Source organism: Paracoccus shanxieyensis (genome assembly GCF_009711265.1).
Classification (GTDB): Bacteria; Pseudomonadota; Alphaproteobacteria; order Rhodobacterales; family Rhodobacteraceae; genus Paracoccus; species Paracoccus shanxieyensis.
On sequence record NZ_WMII01000015.1, the window covers coordinates 102,321 to 119,420 of the forward strand.

Genomic DNA, 17,100 nt, shown 5'->3' on the forward strand with positions numbered 1-17,100 from the left:
CGACAAACGCCCCCCGACGCGGTTGCGCTTCGGGGGGCGTTTCATCTTGGGACCATTACATATCCAGCACGACCTTGCTGGCCGGGATCGCGCAGCAGGCCAGCGCAAGGCTGGCATCGTCCAGCGCGGTCGCGACCAGATGCGCCACATCGCCGCCCAGCACGCGCACGGCGCAGCTTTCGCATTGCCCGACCCGGCAACCGCTGGCCGCAGGCACACCGCTGCGCTCGGCAAGCTCCAGCAGCGTTCCGGATGCCGCCGTCCACATCGCGCGTTTGCCGCTGCGGCGGAACTCGACCTCGAATGTCTCATTGCCGGTGGTGGGCAGCTGGATCGGAGAGCGGAATTCTTCGCTGAAGATGTCGAAACCCGGCACGCCACGGCCCTTCAACGGGCCGGTGAAGCCGTCGATCATCGCCTGCGAACCGCACAGATAGACGCGCGGCGATTGCGCGATCAGCGCGTCCGGGATCAGATCCGGGCCGATCCGCCCGATAAGGGCGGCATCCACCAAAGGATCGCGGCTATAGCGGCACAGCACCGTCAGTTCCGGCATCAGCGCCGCCAGTTCGGCCAGACGCGCGCCATAGGCCTGCGTCTGGCGGCTTTTGTTGCCATAGATCAGCAGCACCTGCGGGCGCGGCACCTGATCCAGCAAGGTTTCCAGATAGCTGACAAAGGGCGTGATGCCGATGCCAGTGGCGATCAGGATCAGCGGCGCTTTCGACTGGGTGGGAATGGTGAAATTCCCGTTCGGCGTCTCCAGCGTCACGATCTCGCCCACGGCAAGGCGGTCGTTGACATAGCTTGAGGCTTTGCCGGGACCGCCGCTGGCATCCAGCGCGCGGCCGATGCACAGCTCATAGCTGTCGCGGCGGGCAAGAATTGCCGGACTGGTCAGCGAATAGGACCGCACCAAAGGCACCTGCGTCCCCGCGCCCGGCAGGCCGATGGACAGGTGCTGGCCGGGCAGAAAATCCGGCAAGGGACCGCCGTCTTCGGGGGTCATGGTGACGCGCATTGCCTCGGACCCCTCGGCGCTCAGCGCGCTGACGACGAAACGGCGCGTGCCGGTCCATGGCTGGATCGCCGGATCGTCGGCGCGTTCGATGTCGCAGGGCACGGCCTTATGCGCGACCGAGCCGCTGATGGGATCGCGCGCATCGGCCGAAACCAGCGCGTTGAAATTCGAGGCTTTCGGACCCGCGCGTCCCAGCGGCTCACAGCTTTCCCACCAGCCGAATTCGGCAGCGACCACCCCCGGCGCCAGCAGCGCATCGGTATGGGCGCGAAACAGCGCCGCGCCATGGCTGTTGAAGGCGCGCACCAGATCGCCCGGCGCGATGCCGCGCGCCAAGGCCAGATCGGGATGCAGCCACAGGCCCGGCTCGGGCTGGCGGCGGCGCAGCGAGGCGATGCCCCGGTGCTGGCTGTGGCAGAAATAGCCGTTCTTCATGCTGGTCATCAGCAAGGGCAGCGCCGAATCCGCGCCATCTGCGGGCAGCGGGTGATGCGGCAGCGGCGCCTGTCCGTGACCCAGCAGAAACTCCGAATAGAACTCGACGCGGCGGGTCGGCGTGTCAAAGCCCGCGACCGTGCCATCCGCGGCAAGCTTGCGATACTTCCGCAGGCCCTGTTCCAGCGGGCGGCGGATCTGGCCACCGGCGGCGCGCAATTCGGCGCTGGTCACGTTCAACGGCGCAAGGATGTGATCCTGCCCAGCCTCGGGGTCGCCGCCAAAGAACATGTCGCCAAAGCCCAGCCGCACCGCCAGATCGAAAACGATTTCGGTATCGCTGCGCGCCTCGCCCATCGGGGGGACGGCGGCGGGGCGCAGCTGGATCAGTTCATTCGCGGCGGGACTGATGTCGAAGCCGACGCGCAGCCCTTCGCGTTCCCATGGCAGGTTCACCGGCAGCACGATATCGGCATATCGCGCCGTGGGCGTGTCGACGCATTCGCAATGCACATGGAACTCGGCGCTTTCAAAGCCGGCGCGGACCTCGGCCTCATCGCCTTGGGTGGCAAGGTGGTTGGTGCCGAATGCAAAGAACGCCTTCAGCGGATAGGGCTTGCCGGTGGCCGCCGCGCGATACAGATCCAGCGCCTTGATCCGCCCCTGCGCCGGAGGACCAAGCGGACGCTCTGCCGCGCCGATGGCCTTTTGCTGCTGCGCCAGCGGCATCAGCGCGGGGCTGTCGACGGCGTTGATCTTGTGGGTGGCAAGAACGCGGTTTCCGCCGGGTTCATCGAAGGATCCGCACAGCGCGTAAAGCGTGGCCAAGGCGCGCTCGGTCTGGGTGGCATTGGTGTTTTGGCCGACGCCGTTCCACGCGTAATAGGCCACAGGCCCATGCGCGGCCAGCAGATCCGCCGCGCGGCGCAGGTCCGGGGCGGGCACACCGCAGACCTGTTCGACCCGCTCGGGCGTCCATTCGGCGCAATTGGCGCGGAACAGATCGAATGCCGGGCGGCAGGCGACGCTGCGGCCATCGGCAAGCGTGACCTCCATGCGGCCATCCAGCGCGAAATCGGCAGATTTCGGCAAGGCGTGGCGGGTGTCATATGGCACGGGCGCGTGCTGCGCCCTGTCCCAAGCAACAAGGCGCGGATCATCATGTCCCGACAGATCGGCTGCGCGCAGAAAGCGGCCCGTATCGCCGCGCACCAGCAAGGGCGCATTGGTCCAACCGGTGACGAAATCCCATTTCACCTGCCCGGTGCCGATCAGCAGGCGCGACAGGCCCATCGCCAGCGCGGCATCGGTGCCGGGGCGCACGCGCAGCCACAGATCGGCGGCCTGCGCCAAAGCCGTGGGGCGCGGATCGACGACGATCATCTGCGCACCATTCGCGCGGCCCCGTCCGATGGCATCGGCCTGCGACAGCCATGTGCTGGTGGGATTGTGCCCCCAGAGCAGGATCAGCCCGGCATTTTCGTAATCCGGCATCGGCATGGCGCAGCCGAAGGTGAACTTATGCGCGCTGTCCTTGTGCCAGTTGCAGATCTCGGTCGCGCCGGTGACGTTGGGACTGCCGAAGACGCGGGTGAAGCGGTCGACCCATTCGATGCCATCGGCAATCGCCGTGCCGCTTTTGGTGGTGACCAGAAAGCCCACGGCCTCGGGGCCATGCGTGTCGCGGATCTGGGTCAGTCTGGCGGCGACGATGTCCAGCGCCTGATCCCAGCTGAGGCGTTCCCAGCCGGGATCCGGGTCGGTCTTGGGGGTGGTGCGGCGCATCGGATAAAGGATCCGGTTGTTTGCGGCCAGCATCTCGGGGGCGGCCTTGCCTTTGCGGCAGGCGGCCTGTCCGGTGGGGTGGTGGGGGTCAGGGCGCACCTCGACCAGACGCCCGCCTTCGACGACGTTGATCGTGCCGCATTGCGACCGGCACAGCGTGCAAAAGGAACGGATCTGGCTCATCGGGCGGGGTCCTTTGGGCAGTCGGGCGACAGGGCGCGGCACCTAGCCGCGCGCGGCGGGGCGACGGACAGGGCGGCAGGTCGCCCTGCCCCGCCCCCGTCGCCCCGGCCTTTGTCATTCAAGCACGCGGTTGCGGGATTCGATGTCCATCAGCCAAATCGCCACCGCCGCCGCGACCAGCATGCTGGAGACCACGATCAGCGCAAGCGTGAACTGCGTGCTCATGATCGGGGCGATGATCGAGGGCGCCAGAAGCCCGCCGAACCGTGCCGTCGCGCCGGTCAGGCCCATGCCGCTGGCGCGCAGGCTGGTGGGATAGACCTCGGGGGTGAAGGCGTAAAGGCCGGCCCATGTGCCCAGCAGCGCAAAGCTCAGCAGCAAGGTCGATCCGACGACGACATAGGTATTGGTCCCGAAGCTATAGAACAGGCAGCCCACGGCAGACAGCAGCAGAAAGCCCATCAGCGTCGGTTTGCGGCCCCATTTTTCCACGCCATAGGCCGCCAGCGCAAAGCCGGGCAGCTGCACGATGGCCAGAATGATCAGAAAGACCTGACCGCGCATGAAGCCGAACCCTTCGCCGGACAGCCGGATGGGCAGATAGACGAAGACGCCGTAATAGGCCATGGACACCAGCGCCCATGCCGCCATCAGGCAGACCGTGCGCCGCACGATCCCGCCGCTGAACAGCGCCAGAATGGACTTGCGCTCCATCACCTCGGGGGTCAGCGGGGCGATTTCCGCCGTCGAGCCGTTGGATTTCGCGACACGCTGCAACACCTTGCGCGCCTCGTCGGATTTGCCGGTCTTGTTCAGATAATGCGGCGATTCCGGGATATAGAAGCGCAGCACGACGCCGATCAGCGCGGGAATGCCGGTGACGAAGAAGATGATCCGCCATGCGTCAGGACCGAAATTCGCCGCGACCAGCGCCAGAATGGCCAAGGCGATGGTGCCGATGGCCCAGAAGGATTCCAGAAACACCAGCCAGCGACCGCGCCGCGATGCGGGCAGGAATTCGGCCATCATGGTATAGTCGACGGGCAGCGTGCCGCCCACGCCCACGCCCGTCAGGAAGCGCAGCACCAGAAGCCATTGCAGATCGGGCGCGAAGGCCGAAGCCACGCCGCAGATCGCGTCGATCAACACCGCGATCAGCAGGACGGGGCGGCGTCCGATACGGTCCGCCAGCCGACCAAAGGCAAAGGCGCCGATCAGCATCCCGGTAAAGAACAGCGTCCCGGTGGACAAAGCCTGCGGCACGGTGATGCCGAAACTCGCGGCAATCGAGGGCGCGCTGAAGCCGATGGACAGCACCTGCATCGCATCTGCCAGCCAGACAAGGCCGAAGATGACGAACAGGCGATACTGGAACTTGCCGACGCCAGCGGCTTGTATGCCCTGCTCGACGGATATGGTTGCTGATGACATTGATTTCCCCGTTGGTGTTTTGCTTTTTGAACTGTGGCTTGGGTTGGATGGCAAGCCACCGTCCCGGCCGTTTCACGTCTCGCCTGTCCCGGCGCTGTCAGGTCGGCCCAGTGACAGACGACGCCGTCCGGTCTGCCTTTTGCTTGCGTAAACCATATGTAGACGTTCGAGATTTCGCGCAGCCCTGCCCTGCAATCACGCCTGAAGCGCGACCCGGGCGTTGGCGCCCGCCATCTGTGCACGGCAAAGCCAAGGCCTGTGACGGATCGCGCGCAGATCGCGCAGCCCTTCTTGTGGGACGGATATTTTTCCCGGCATGCAGCGGCCCAAGCGTGGGCAGCGCGTCGCAGAAGCCGATGGCGCGCCCCGCCGGTGAGCGTCGGATCGTGGCCATGGCTGCTGCAACCCCAAAGGCCGCGATCTTGCTTTGCCTGATATGCGTCACGGACGCTCTCCATGATTCCCATGCGATCATCATTTGCAGACAAACAATAAATGCTGGATAGCTTTTTATGCGGGCTGTCTGCGGAAGTTCGGCCAAAGCCGCCCGCAAGGCCGAAAAATCAGGCAACCGCGCCCCATATCATCGCCATGGCGTGAAATCCGGGCAAATCGCGCGTTCGGATCTGCGGGCAATCAGCGGCGTCTTGGCACATCAACGCCAGGTATGACGGAACGCCGGACAATCCTGAGGCGAACGCGCGCCGGCAGCAACCAGCGGAAATGGCAGGTTGTGGCGGATCGGCGCGCTCTCCAAAAGTCGATTTTGTCTGCACCCTCGACAGCCCTTGCGGAAGTCGTCATTCGCGCAAGCCCATGTTTTTGTAACCGTTATCGGAGCGTCATATGCCCAGCCCCACCACCCCGCTTCTGCCCTCGACGATCGGCCTTGTCGAAGGCCAAAGCCGGGATCTGCTGCTGAGCTTTCAGGGCTTGCAGAACCACATGGTGACTTGGAGCTATTCCATCGCCTTCGACGGCTCGGCCGCCAACACGGATCTGCAGCCGCTGTCCGAAAGCGGCTGGTTCGATGTCGCCTCGGTCACGCCGCAGGATCGCAGCATCACCATCAATATCGCCGCGCTGCGCGATTATATCCGCGAACCGACCGAGACCGCCTCGCTGATCGTGCAGCTGGGCGGCGATGCGCAGTTCAGCGATGGCAGCCAAAGGCAGGTCGTCAGCATCGAGATCGCGGATTTCAACCTGACGATGGGCGGTCCGGGCAACGACACGCTGATCGGCACCAATGACCCGGAAATGCTGATCGGCGGCGCGGGCAACGATACCTATGACCTGAGCTATGGCGATGTGGTGATCGAGGAGGCGGATGGCGGCATCGACACCGTGCTGACCCCGAACCGCGGCTTTGAATGGTCATCCAGCCCGGTTCGCTTTTATTTCTACAGGATGCCCGAAAATGTCGAAAACGTCATCGACCGAATGTCGGGGTCAGTTGAATTGATCGGCAACGATCTGGACAACCACATGGTCGGCGGCAGGGGTTACGTCGATGGCGGGCGTGGGGCCGACACGATGATCGGCGGTGGCAACTTCACGCGCTTCATCGTCGACAATCCCGGCGATGTGGTGATCGTCGAACCGGGCGGGTATGAAACCGTCGAATCCTCGGTCAGCTTTACGCTGGGGCCGAACATCAAGGATCTGGAACTGACCGGAACCGCCGACATCACCGGGACGGGCAATGCCGAAAACAACCTGATCACCGGCAATTCCGGCAATAACACGCTGGATGGCGGGCTTGGCTTCGACACCCTGCTGGGCGGCGCGGGCGATGATGTGCTGATCGTCGACCATATCTGGGATGAGGTCAGCGGCGGCGCTGGATACGATACGGTTCGCTCCAGCGTCAGCTATTCCCTCACGGATGTCGAGGTCGGCATTCTGACCGGGCGGGCGAATATCGACATCACCGGCGGCGCCATCGCGAACCGTCTGGTCGGCAATGCCGGTGCAAACCGCATCGACGGCAGCATGGGTGCCGACACGATGGAGGGCGGCGGCGGTCACGACACTTATGTCGTGGACGACGCAGGCGATGTGGTGATCGAACTGGGCGGCGCGGGACGCGATACGGTCGAGGCCTCGGTCAACTATACGCTGGGCGCCAATGTCGAAGATCTGACCCTGACCGGCACCGCCTCGTTGACGGCGACCGGCAACGCCTCGGGCAACTGGATCCGCGGCAACACCGCCGCCAACCTGATCGACGGCGGCCGGGGCGCGGATACCATGGAGGGCGGTGCCGGCGCGGATGTCTATATCGTGGACAATGCGCGAGATGTGATCACCGAACTTGCCGGTGGCGGCGTGGATACCGTCCGGACCTCGGTCAGCTATCGGGCCGCGGCGAATGTCGAAAACGTGGTGCTGACCGGCACGGCGAATATCAATGCAACAGGCACGATCTATGCCAATCTGCTGGTCGGAAATGCGGGCAACAATGTGCTGGACAGTATGCGCCGCTGGGAGGGAGAGCCCAACGAAGACACGCTGATCGGCGGCGCGGGCAACGATACCTATTATTCCTATCACCGCCTGAATTCGATTGTCGAAGAGGCGAATGGCGGTGTCGATACGCTGCATTTCATCTATTCCTACGGCAGCGTGTCCTACACGATCCCGCAGAATGTCGAACACTTCGTGTATCACGGCACCAGCATAAACCTGACCGGGAATGCCCTGAACAACCGCATCACCGGCGGCACGCAAAGCGACACTCTGGATGGCGGCCTTGGCGCTGACACCATGACGGGCGGCGGCGGGATCAACGACTATTACGTCGACAATCTGGGTGATCGGGTCATTGGCGGTGACGGGCATGACGTCGTTCACAGCTCGGTCAATTTCACCATGACCGCTGGCGTCGACTGGCTGTATCTCGGCGGCACGGCCAATCGCGGTCAGGGCAATGATCTGGACAATTACATCAGCGGCGGCAGCAATGCGGTGCTGGATGCGCGGGGCGGCAACGATACGGTTTACGGTGGAGTTGGTGCGGATACGATCTCTGGCGGCTTGGGAGATGACTCGCTGAGTGGCGGCGACGGGGCTGACCGTTTCGTGTTCCGCAGCGCCAGTGAAAGCGCGGCAGGTTCGGGCGACGTGATCCTGGACTTCGACGCGTCCGAGGGAGACCGGATCGATCTGCGCAGCATCGACGCGGATGCGACCCGCGCCGGGAACCAGGCGTTCCGTCTGATCGGGGATGCAGGTTTCAGCGGGCGTGGCGGCGAATTGCGGACCGAGACCCAAGGCGGCAGCACCATCGTCACCGCAGATCTGGACGGCGACGCCATCGCCGATTTCCGGCTTGAGCTGCGCGGCGCACCGGCGCTGAGCGCGGCGGACTTCTTCCTGTAGACCCGACGGCAGCCATCTGCCGCGCTGGTGAAGGCCCCGGCGCAGCAGATGGCGTGGTCATGGCCCATGCGGTTTGGCCGGTCGTTTGGCTTTGCGCGGTTGGATGATCTGGCGGCCAGATCGTTGTCATCCAGCCATGGCCCGTCAGCAGACACCTTGGGGCGCGGATCCATGGCAGCACCCGATAAGGCCGCTTTGGCGCGTCGACAGATGATACTGCCAAGGCTGCGATGCGGCGCGTGACAGCGCCGACACCGCGCACGGATTCCGGGCTTGAGTTTCGCGCCGCAGTTCGACGCAGCGGCCCACGCGCCAACGCCGGTGACCTTCACGACTGTGCCAACAGCGCGAACCGACAGGCGTTGCAGCGATCCATCGCACGGCGCAGCGCCCTGATCTGATCAGGACGCTGCGCCGCACGGACGACCGGGACGCCCGGTCTTCAGCCCTCAGCCATATGCCCGCGCCGCAGCGAACAGCCGCGCATCCGTGCCGCGCCGTCCGACCAGCATGGTCATCGACCAGCCGCCCGCACCCGCCGTGGGCATCGCCAAGGCACAGCCATCCGCCAGATTGACCAGCGAGGTATTGCGCAGCATCGCCGCGTTCAGCGCGTCGAAATCCGCCTCGACCTCGGCAATGGTCGGAGGCATGCGCATAAGCGTCGGGGCGATGGCCGCATCGAAGGGGGCCATCGCGGCGTCGAAGCGGGCCGCGATCTGGGCCCGCGCCGCAAGCGCATCCTGCACCTGCGCGGGTGACAGCGTTTCCGCAAACCGGATGCGCGACAGAACACGCGGATCGCCCGCCGTCTCCAGCGCGGTCAGATGTGAGGCATAGATCCGATGTGCCTGCGCCGCGACGATGATGCGGTTCAGACCGATCGCCTCGCCCAGAAACGTCAGATCCAGCGGCTGCAACTCGTGCCCCGCCGCGCGCAGCCGCGCCTGATCGCCAGCAAACAGCGCCTCAACCTCAGGTGACAGGCCGTTGGTGAAAGCCCCGACCGGCACGGCCAGCGTGTAAGGCCCCGTGGTCGCGTCCGTCAAAGCGGTTGCCGCCATCACTTCGACCATCTGGCGCAGCAGGTCGGGGTCGGCGGCCATCGGGCCGGGCGTGTCGAAACTGGGGGCAAGGGCATGCACGCCGCTATCGTCGATCAGCCCCTGCGTCGGCTTGATCCCCCACAGACCGTTCGCCGCCGCAGGGATGCGCAACGACCCGCCGGTATCGGTGCCAAGCGCCGCATCCGTAAGCCCCAGCCCCACCGTGACCGCCCCGCCCGACGACGAGCCGCCGGGAATGGTGCCTGCCGCCAGAACGCTGGACGGCGTGCCGTGATGCGGGTTCAGGCCCACGCCGGAATAGGCGAACTCCGACATCGACGTGCGGCCAAACATCAGCGCACCGGCCGCGCGCAGCCGGGCCACACCCACCGCATCGCGACTGGCGGGCGGCTGGTCGGACAGAAGCCGTGATCCGGCTGCCGTCACCTGCCCGGCCTCATCATACAGATCCTTGACCGAAACCAGCGTTCCGAACAGCGCCATCTTTTCGCCCGCCGCGTGCCGGGCGATCAGAGCTTCGGCCTCGGCGCTTATGCGGACGGGATCGAATTCGGTGAAGATGGCGCGGCGCTCGGCCTCGGCCATCGCCTCGACGCGGGCGATGGCAGTGTCGACCTTGCTGCGGAAGGCCGCGATCATGCGACCTCCGCCAGCGTGACGGTTTCGTATTCATGGGTGATGCTGCGGCCCGTGGCGGGGTTGGTCATCGCCATGCGGAACCGCGCGGCCGGACGCACGCCGCCCTTGGCGCCGAACGTGCCGCACATCATCGCCACGCCGCCCGCTGCGGCCAACCCGTCCAGATCGGCCCCGGCGATCAGGTCCGCCAAGGGCCGGATCGAGGCAATGGTGCCGTCCTGATAGGGCACCCACGCGCCCCGCTCCTGGATCCAGCTTTGCAGGCGGATGTCCTCCAGCACGGGCTCGACCTCCTCCCATGGCCACAGCTCGGCGGCGCAGGGTTTGGCGCAGACCTGCTTGGACATGGCGACGGAATGCGCCTCCAGCGCGCGATCGGTGTGATCGGAAGCCAGACCAAGGTAACGCCGGCCGTCCACCTGCAGGATCAGCGGCTCGACCTCGCCCGAGGAATTCGGGCCGACCGCCTCGATCTGCGCGGCGGTGGTCAGCAGCGGCGCGGCCACACGATAGAACAGGGGCGTGGTCGATGGGGGTTTCACGCCCAATGCGGCCAGTTCGTCGATATGATGCTGGATCGCGGCGGCGTCGCGCCCGGTCCAGCCCGCCACCACCAGATGTGCGGGCGCGATATCCAGCGGGGCGCCGTTCAGAATAAACGTCATGTCTTGGTCTTTCACAGGATAGAGGGAAGCCAGAGCGCCAGCCCCGGCATGGCGATCAGCGCGGCGACCATGCAAAGCATGACCAGCACATAGGGGATGGCCCCCATGATCACCTGATTGATGGATCCCGACCGCCGCGCGCCTTGCACGACGAACAGGTTCAGCCCGACGGGCGGCGTGATCAGCGCCATTTCGATCAGAACGATCATCAGGATACCGAACCAGACCTTGTCATAGCCAAGGCCCGCCATGATCGGCACGACGATCGGAATGGTCGCGACCATCAGCGACAGCGTCTCGATGAAAAAGCCCAGCACGATGTAAAGCGCGATCACCAGAAGCAGCGTGCCGAACGGGGTCAGACCCGCGCCTTCGATCATCTGCGTCAGTTGCCGCCCCAGCCCCGCCGCCGTCATGGCGAAGTTCAGAAACGAGGCCGCCGCCACCACCAGCATGATCATCGCCGAAATGCGGATCGTGCCCTTCAGCGCATCGGCCAAAGCCACGCGGCCAAGCCCGTCGCCAAAGGCGAAGGCGATGATGGCCGCCATCACGACGCCGATTGCCGCAGATTCCGTGGGCGTGGCCCACCCGGCATAGATCGAGCCGATGACGACACCAAACAGCAGCATGATCGGGACAAGCTGGGTCAGGCTTTGCAGCCGCGCGCCCCAGTCGAAACTGCGCGACGGACCGCCAAGCGACGGGCGGATGACGCAGATCAGCACCGTGATCACCATGAAGCCCACCGCCATCAGCAGACCGGGGATCAGACCGGCGGAAAACAGCTGCGGGATCGAGGTCTCGGTCAGAAAGCCATAGACGATCAGATTGATCGACGGCGGGATCAGGATGCCCAGCGTGCCGCCCGCCGCGATGGCGCCGGAAAACAGTCGGGGATCATAGTTCAGACGCTCGGCCTGCGGCATGGCGACGGTGGCCACGGTCGCGGCCGTTGCGACCGAGGATCCCGACGTGGCCGAGAACATGGTCGCCGTGGCGATATTGGCGTGGACCAGCCCGCCCGGCAGCCAGGACAGCCATTTGTCCAATGCGCCATAGGTCCGCTCGGCCACGCCACCGCGCACAAGAATTTCGCCCAGAAAGACGAATAGCGGAATGGCGATCAGGGTCGAGGACGCCGAGGACGACCAGATCAGTTGCCCCAAGCCGCGCAGCAACGGAAAGGCCGAGAAGAACTCGCCTACCCCGATGCCCAGCAGGAACAGCACGATGCCCACCGGCAGCGACAGGGCCATCAGGCCCAGCAGCGAAAAAGCGACGGTCCAGATCATGTGTCCAACTCCGATCCGATGCCGATGGTCGCCTCAAGCTCGGCCCGGCGATTGGTGGCAAGGTAATAGATGGCAATCAGGCTGAGCGCGGTCGCGGTCACTGCGAACCAGACCCAGCCGGCGAACCAGATGCCCTGCGGAATCCACAGGGGCGTCTGCAGCGGGGTGTTGGCCCGCGCGCCGCTGGTCAGGGTCTTGGACAGGACCGGCCAGCATTTCACCGCGATCAGCAGGATGACCGAGGTGGTGACGATCATCGCGAAGATGTCCATCAATGCCCGGCCCGGATCGGCCAGTTTCTGGCGGATCAGGTCGATGCGCACATGCGCGCGGTCCATCAGCGCGCAGGCAAGCCCCCAGCTTGCGACCGCCGCCATGACATAGCCCGACACTTCGTCCGAACCGCCCAGCGAACCAAGGCCGAAGCGCCGCAACAGCACGTCGGACAGAATGAAAAGAACCGTCAGGATCAAGGCCACCCCCAGAAGGATGGCGATGGCCCCATTCGCGCGCCGAAGCGCGCCGTGGATGTCATCGATCATGAGTTTGGCCCTACTGCGCGATGGTCACGCCAGAGGTGGCGCCCACCGTCTGATTCCAGCGGGTGACCCATTCGGCACCGGCACGGCTGGACCAGTCGGGCAGAACCTCGGTCGTCAGGATGGTGCGGGCCGCAGCGATATCCTCTGGGGAAGGTTCCAAGAGCGTCATCGCGGCTTTCGTCGGTTGCGGGCAGGCATCCGCCCCCGTCAGACAGGCCATGTCCGCATCCAGCCCACCTTCGGCCGCGTCCCATGCGGGCGCCTCCAGCCCTTCGGCAACCGCCGCTTTCAGCACGGTCTGCTGGTCCGGGGACAGGGCGTCGAACTTGTCGCCATTCATGGCGATAACCACCGGATCCCAGCCGCCCAACGGCAAGGCGACCAGCGTGTCGCTGACCTCCCACCATCCGGCCGAAAAGCCCGACCCGGCCCCGGTCACCGCGCAATCGATCACGCCGCGTTCCAGCGATCCCGGAACCTCGGAAAAGGCGATGTTGATGCCCTCGGCCCCCAGAGCCTCAAGGAACTTGGTGGTCATGCGCCCCGAGCCGCGCACCTTCTTGCCCTTCAGATCGTCCAGCGACGTGATCTGACCCCGGCAGAACACGATCTGCGGCGGATAAGGGGCAATGCCCAGAAGCTCGGCCCCGAAGCGGGCGCGCATGATATCGCCAACCATCGGTTTGGCCGCATCGACCATCGCTTGTGCCTCGGGGACCGTCGTCGCCAGCAGCGGCACATCCAGCCCTTCCAGCTCGGGCGCGTCGCCCACGGTGTAATCGGCCACGGTCGCGCCCACGTCGAACAGCCCGTCGCCCAGCATGCGGAACACATCGGCCCCCGCCATGCCCATCTGGTCAAAGCTGGTCAGTTGGGCGGTGAACTGGTCATCGGTCAGGCCGCCGATCTTCTGCGTCCAGAACGGCGTTTCAAAATCCTGATAAAGGGGAAGGTTGCTCCAGCTTCCGACCACGCTCAGCTCCTCGGCCATAAGCGGAGTGGCAAGCATCGTCGTCCCCAGAATGGCGGCGGCAAGTTTCATATCGTTCTCCTGTTGGATCATTGCGGCCTTTGCGGCGCATTCTTGAATGCCCGGACCATGCGGGCCACGAACACCGATGCGGGGCTTCGGTCAGTCGGGCCCCGCGGATGTGTGCCCAAAATCGCAGCCAGAACCTATCGCATCAAGAATTCAATGATGTGCAATACCGATGCCAAAAACAGATCAGTCAATGCGATGCCAGCGCAGCCGAGGTGACTTCGCGCCCGATTTTCTCATTGCGATCGGGCAGATAGCCGATGACGAATTCCAGATCCGGCAATCGCGCCTCGGTAGCGACATGCAGTTCTTGCAGCTTCATCTGAGGCCAGCCGGCGACAAGATCGTGGGGAATCGTGCCGATGCCGAAGCCCCGATCCACCAGCAGCAACATCGTCGCCAGAGACGCCGACCCATGCACCGCCGCCGCCTGCCGCCGCAGGGGCGACAGAAGCGCCTCGACCTGCCGGTGCGGCAGGCTGCCTTTTGGAAAGGTCACGATTGGCAGATCGGCGATATCCTCGACCCGTGCGGGCTGCGGAATCGTGAAATGCGCGGCGGACACGAACCAGCCAAGGCTGACCGGCGGCAGGGGCGTCACCGTGGCCTCGCGCGGGGCCTGATCGCGCAGAAGCATCACCACATCCAACTGGTCGGCCATCAGCATCCGCGCCATCTGCTCGGACGTGTCCACCGAGATCTCGAATCTCAGCAGCGGGTGGCGGCGGCGCAATTCGGTCAGCATCAGCGGCAGCACCGTATGGCTAAGGGTTTCCGCAACCCCCAGCCGGACGACCCCGGCCATGATGTTCTGCGTCAATTCCTCAAGAATGCGGTCGCGCTGGGTAATCAGGGTATCCGCCTCTTCCAGCAGGCGCCGTCCGACCGCCGTCAGCCGCACCCCCCGCCCGTCGCGTTCAAAGATCGTGATCTTCATCCGGTCTTCAAGATGGCGAACCCGACGCGAGATGGCAGATTGCGCCACACCTGTCGCGTCGGACGCCGCACGAAAGCCGCCATGCTGCACGATGGCCTGAATGATGAAGATGTCGCGAAAGCCGAACATGGACCACCTTTTCGCTGCCCCGCGCGCGGCGTCAAGACGGCAGGTGGGGGCTTGCGGGGGTGGGGGAGGAGCGGCGGCCAGCCGTGCCGAGGGGCGTTCGGACAGGGACACGGGTAATTGCCTCAGCCGCTTCTTCAGTGGCCGGCTTGACCTGCCGCTCACGGTATCGAATGCTCGCCAGCCGCGGTCCGAATTAGCCCCAAGCGTTGCCGGGCCGCCGGTCATAGACGCCCGGCCCCAAGGATGCGCCTAGATCCTTGATCTATCTTGCGGCACCGCATCCCACGATCCGCGGATGCCCGGTTACGGATGGTGAACCGGCGGAAAATAGTCTTTCACGCCGGGCACAAGACATTGCAGCGCAGCTGTTGAACGCCGATCCCTTGTCAGGACCGGGAAAGTTGGCGCAGCAGGGTGATGCCGGTGCGACCATCCTGTGACCTTGCCAACGTCGATTGAGTGGTTTGCCCTGCGCGCAGCCCTTCCCCCAGCCTGCATGAATCCGACATGACTCACATTTCGCGAACCTGCGCCGATCAGGAATACTGCATCCCAATCGAATGCGGCGTGCAGTCTGACAACCGCGTCTTGCTTTCGCAGTCCGGCCGTGCCGAGGCGGCGGTCACACGGGCATGATCACAGGATCCCGATTGCCGGATCGCGCGACCAAGCCGCAGCCGGTGGATGATCTGGCCCGCCACAGAACGGCTATGGAGATCGGATTTGCGCCAGCTGGGCATGGTGCCGCCGATTTCAATTATCTGGACCCGCGCCGCGATGGCATGCCCGCAGCAGCAGAGAAATCTTCAATCCTCTTGACATTTTCGCGGCAGCGTTCTTTCCCACACCTGCCCGTGCCCCGAAGAATGGCAACGAAAATTCCGTCGCCCCGAGGATCGTGTTACCGCAAAATGACCATGATGCCATCGCCATGAGCTGGGATATCTCGACACTTTATCGCAGCCATGCGGGCGGCACGGCGCGGGCATTGCGGCGGGCCGGTCTGAACCCGGATGTCGCTGATGACCTCACACAGGATGCATTTCTGCGGGTGCTGGCGAGGCCCGTCCCGCAGACGAACGGTGCCTACAATCCCCGCGCCTATCTTTATCGCATCGCTCATCGGCTGGGCATCAACCACCGCCGGCGCGAGGCGCTGGTCCAGATGGTGGCCTTGGGCGAAGACGACCTTGCCAGTCAGGCCCCGACCACCGATCAGGCGCTTCATGCGCGGCAATGCCTTGATCAGGCGGCGCTGGCGCTGGCGGAACTGCCCGACCGCACCCGCCGGGCCTTTGTCATGCACCGCATCGAGGAACGCAGCATGGCCGAGATCGGACAGATCCTCGGCATCTCGACCTCGCGGGCCTGGGGGCTGATCCGCGAGGCCTATCGCCATCTGGCCGAGCGCGTCGATGAGCGCTGATCGTGGATCGGGCGCGCCCCTGCTGGATCAGGCCATCGACCTGCTGATCCGCCTGCAAAGCGAGCCCAGCCCCGAGATCACGCTGTCATTGATCCGCAGCTGGCGCCAGCGCAGCCCCCAGCATGAGGCCGCATGGTGTCGCGCCGCAAAGCTGCACGGGCTAAGTGGCGAGGTGCTAGCCCCAAAGGACACAGCCGGCATGCCGCGCCGCACGTTGCTGATCGGGGGGCTGGCTCTTGCGGGGCTGGGCTTGTCGCTGGGACCGGGGCTGGTGACTGTCGCGCGGGCCGATTACCAGACCGGGCTGGCCGAAATCCGCGAGGTCACTCTGGCCGATGGCAGCAGGGTCACGCTGGGCCCGAAGACAGCCTTGGCCGCCCCCGCGCCGCGTCAGGCGGCCCTGTTGCAAGGCATGGTCTTTCTGGACATCAAAGCGGCCCCGCAGCCGTTCCGCCTGCGCGCCGATGACTGCGCGTTCGAGCTGTCGCAAGGGCAGTTCGACCTGTCGATGCAGGCGCGGGAAATCGACCTGTCCGTCGCCGGGGGTCAGGTCAGCGCACAGAACCGTATACTGGCGGCAGGCGATTGGCTGCGACTGGACACCCAAGGCAGGACGCTGCAGGCAGGTACCCGCCCCCCGACCGAAATCGCCTCTTGGCGCGACGCTTTCCTAATCGCGCAGAGCGAGCCTCTGGCCAGCGTCTCGGCGCGCATCGCGCGCTGGCTGCCGGGCAGGCTGGTCATCGCCTCGCCCTCGCTGGCCGGGCGCCGGATCAGTGGGATCTATGACCTGCGCGATCCGCTGGCGGCGCTGCGGGCCGCCGTGCAGCCGACCGGCGGACAGGTGCGTCAGGTCACCCCGCTGCTGACCATCATCTCGGCGCTGTGAAAAAAGTTGCCGCCGCAGTGAAAAAATCGTCGCGCCGATTGTAACAGCTGCAAGGGCGGCACTTACCCATGGTTCAGGGGTAATCCTCCCCGTGGTTAAGGGGTTTGGCAGTAGAATTTTCTCGTAGCGTGAACTGAGGAGATTCGAATAAGAAAAACCCGATTTACCGAGCCGCAGATCATGGCGGTGCTGCGCCAGGCTGAGGGCGGCGTTGCGGTGCCGGAACTGTGCCG

Annotated in this window: 12 protein-coding genes and 1 pseudogene; 4 read left to right on the top strand and 9 right to left on the bottom strand. The window is 65.0% G+C overall.

All coding sequences use genetic code 11. The features are described 5' to 3' along the window. Positions 1 to 55 precede the first annotated feature (55 nt). Both GL284_RS15530 and GL284_RS15535 read right to left on the bottom strand, forming a co-directional pair. Positions 56 to 3,424, bottom strand: a complete 3,369-nt coding sequence (locus GL284_RS15530; protein WP_155045554.1) for a molybdopterin-dependent oxidoreductase — start codon at positions 3,422 to 3,424, stop codon at positions 56 to 58. Positions 3,425 to 3,538: 114 nt separating this feature from the next. After that, a complete protein-coding gene (locus GL284_RS15535) occupies positions 3,539 to 4,855 on the bottom strand; it encodes an MFS transporter (RefSeq protein WP_155045555.1) in 1,317 nt (438 codons plus the stop codon). An 846-nt stretch (positions 4,856 to 5,701) separates the two neighbouring features. Between GL284_RS15535 and GL284_RS15540 the strand changes: the two genes are divergently transcribed. Further along, on the top strand, positions 5,702 to 8,239 hold the full coding sequence (locus GL284_RS15540) for a calcium-binding protein (RefSeq protein ID WP_155045556.1): 2,538 nt from the start codon (positions 5,702 to 5,704) through the stop codon (positions 8,237 to 8,239). Positions 8,240 to 8,688: 449 nt separating this feature from the next. Here GL284_RS15540 and GL284_RS15545 read toward each other — a convergent pair whose 3' ends face one another. The 6 genes from GL284_RS15545 to GL284_RS15570 form a co-directional block, all read right to left on the bottom strand. After that, complete coding sequence (locus GL284_RS15545) at positions 8,689 to 9,945, bottom strand: amidase family protein (RefSeq protein WP_155045557.1); 1,257 nt, start codon at positions 9,943 to 9,945, stop codon at positions 8,689 to 8,691. Continuing rightward, positions 9,942 to 10,610, bottom strand: coding sequence for a DUF2848 domain-containing protein (locus GL284_RS15550; protein WP_155045558.1), 669 nt, complete (start codon positions 10,608 to 10,610; stop codon positions 9,942 to 9,944). Before GL284_RS15550 ends, GL284_RS15545 begins: the two co-directional genes overlap by 4 nt. 11 nt (positions 10,611 to 10,621) lie before the next feature. Beyond that, positions 10,622 to 11,905, bottom strand: a complete 1,284-nt coding sequence (locus tag GL284_RS15555; RefSeq protein WP_155045559.1) for a TRAP transporter large permease — start codon at positions 11,903 to 11,905, stop codon at positions 10,622 to 10,624. Beyond that, entirely contained in the window at positions 11,902 to 12,447 is a 546-nt protein-coding gene (locus GL284_RS15560; protein WP_155045560.1) for a TRAP transporter small permease subunit, read from the bottom strand. Before GL284_RS15560 ends, GL284_RS15555 begins: the two co-directional genes overlap by 4 nt. A 10-nt stretch (positions 12,448 to 12,457) precedes the next feature. Further along, positions 12,458 to 13,489 (bottom strand): TRAP transporter substrate-binding protein, encoded by a 1,032-nt coding sequence (locus GL284_RS15565; RefSeq protein ID WP_155045561.1) that lies wholly within the window; start codon positions 13,487 to 13,489, stop codon positions 12,458 to 12,460. A 187-nt stretch (positions 13,490 to 13,676) separates the two neighbouring features. Continuing rightward, on the bottom strand, positions 13,677 to 14,552 hold the full coding sequence (locus GL284_RS15570; protein ID WP_196216787.1) for a LysR family transcriptional regulator: 876 nt from the start codon (positions 14,550 to 14,552) through the stop codon (positions 13,677 to 13,679). Positions 14,553 to 14,809: 257 nt separating this feature from the next. On the opposite strand from GL284_RS15570, the gene GL284_RS21340 reads away from it, so the two are divergent. Continuing rightward, a complete protein-coding gene (locus GL284_RS21340) occupies positions 14,810 to 14,992 on the top strand; it encodes a hypothetical protein (RefSeq protein ID WP_155097799.1) in 183 nt (60 codons plus the stop codon). Positions 14,993 to 15,166: 174 nt separating this feature from the next. On the opposite strand, the pseudogene GL284_RS21950 reads toward GL284_RS21340, so the two are convergent. Further along, positions 15,167 to 15,292: pseudogene (locus GL284_RS21950) on the bottom strand (TA system antitoxin ParD family protein); the annotation flags it as partial. Between the two features lie 191 nt (positions 15,293 to 15,483). Between GL284_RS21950 and GL284_RS15580 the strand changes: the two are divergent. Beyond that, positions 15,484 to 15,978: an RNA polymerase sigma factor gene (locus tag GL284_RS15580; RefSeq protein ID WP_155045564.1), complete on the top strand. Its 495-nt coding sequence runs from the start codon at positions 15,484 to 15,486 to the stop codon at positions 15,976 to 15,978. Continuing rightward, positions 15,968 to 16,867 carry a FecR family protein gene (locus GL284_RS15585; protein ID WP_155045565.1) on the top strand — a complete coding sequence of 300 codons (900 nt, stop codon included), beginning with the start codon at positions 15,968 to 15,970 and terminating at the stop codon, positions 16,865 to 16,867. Before GL284_RS15580 ends, GL284_RS15585 begins: the two co-directional genes overlap by 11 nt. Positions 16,868 to 17,100: the final 233 nt, after the last annotated feature.

Excerpts from the sequence above, each read along its gene's own strand:
- GL284_RS15555 (WP_155045559.1), bottom strand. The coding sequence starts at position 11,905 with ATGATCTGGACCGTCGCTTTTTCGCTGCTGGGCCTGATGGCCCTGTCG.
- GL284_RS15570 (WP_196216787.1), bottom strand. The coding sequence starts at position 14,552 with ATGTTCGGCTTTCGCGACATCTTCATCATTCAGGCCATCGTGCAGCAT.
- GL284_RS15550 (WP_155045558.1), bottom strand. The coding sequence starts at position 10,610 with ATGACGTTTATTCTGAACGGCGCCCCGCTGGATATCGCGCCCGCACAT.
- GL284_RS15580 (WP_155045564.1), top strand. The coding sequence starts at position 15,484 with ATGAGCTGGGATATCTCGACACTTTATCGCAGCCATGCGGGCGGCACG.
- GL284_RS15560 (WP_155045560.1), bottom strand. The coding sequence starts at position 12,447 with ATGATCGATGACATCCACGGCGCGCTTCGGCGCGCGAATGGGGCCATC.
- GL284_RS15545 (WP_155045557.1), bottom strand. The coding sequence starts at position 9,945 with ATGATCGCGGCCTTCCGCAGCAAGGTCGACACTGCCATCGCCCGCGTC.
- GL284_RS15585 (WP_155045565.1), top strand. The coding sequence starts at position 15,968 with ATGAGCGCTGATCGTGGATCGGGCGCGCCCCTGCTGGATCAGGCCATC.
- GL284_RS15540 (WP_155045556.1), top strand. The coding sequence starts at position 5,702 with ATGCCCAGCCCCACCACCCCGCTTCTGCCCTCGACGATCGGCCTTGTC.
- GL284_RS15535 (WP_155045555.1), bottom strand. The coding sequence starts at position 4,855 with ATGTCATCAGCAACCATATCCGTCGAGCAGGGCATACAAGCCGCTGGC.
- GL284_RS15565 (WP_155045561.1), bottom strand. The coding sequence starts at position 13,489 with ATGAAACTTGCCGCCGCCATTCTGGGGACGACGATGCTTGCCACTCCG.
- GL284_RS15530 (WP_155045554.1), bottom strand. The coding sequence starts at position 3,424 with ATGAGCCAGATCCGTTCCTTTTGCACGCTGTGCCGGTCGCAATGCGGC.